1 protein-coding gene is annotated in these 864 nt (G+C 60.4%); it reads right to left on the minus strand.

The genetic code is table 11. The features are described from left to right. The coding region (locus AWU74_RS06410; RefSeq protein WP_187150902.1) for a dihydrodipicolinate synthase family protein at positions 1–231 on the minus strand (231 nt) is incomplete at its 3' end. Positions 232–864 lie beyond the last annotated feature (633 nt).

The following is an 864-nucleotide window of genomic DNA, read 5'->3' on the forward strand; positions in this document are numbered from 1 at the left end:
TACGGCGCGCTTCCCGTAGGCGCGGCAGGCTTCCAGCGCGATTTTGGCGAGCGCGCCTTCCTCGTCGTCGGTAAGGGTGGGGGTTTCGCCGGTGGTGCCGAGCGGCAGCACGCCGTCTATGCCGCTTTCAAGCTGAAAGCCGAGCAGCCTGCGGAACCCGTCGTAGTCGACTTCGCCGCCGGCGCTCATCGGGGTAATGAGCGCGGTAAACGCTCCCTGTAGTTTTGCCATAACGCTGCCTCCGTTTCGTGTTTTGCGCTTCGTGCAGTACGCGAGCGGAATATAGCATATTTCGGGAAACAAACGCAATAACGCGGCGGGAAGGGGACGCGGTTCGCCCGTCCGTTTCCCGCCATAGCGGGAGGCATCGCACCGCTGTAGTACAAACCGACTGCAAAGGTGCGTATCAGCCACTGTGCAAAAGGTATGCACAAGCACTGTGCAAGGGTACGTGCCGACCGTGTGCAAGGGTGCGTGCCCGCACTGTACGAAGGAGGTGCCAGCCGTGTGCAAGGGTATATGCCCGCACTGTGCAAGAGTGTGTGCCAGCCGACTGCGAAGGGATGCGCAAGCCGACTGTGAAGAAGTGCACACAGTGCTTTGCAAAAGTTATCCACAGGCGCTGTGCAAGCTCCGTGCGCGGAATGCGCCCGCATTGCAGGCGAGGCACAGGCGGTGATGCGGACGGGTACAGACACACAACTGTACGGCTGCGTACCGCGCGGATAAGGCGTTGCTCGCCTCTCTGCATTACGGCGTCCGCCTGCTTTGCGTTTTACCCTGACCGCCTCGCACATTCCTACTATAGTAAACAGCGTCGGCGAAGGGCAAAACGCCGAAGGGAGGAGGCATTATGAAAACAGG

The sequence above is a fragment of the Treponema endosymbiont of Eucomonympha sp. genome, from assembly GCF_001028545.1.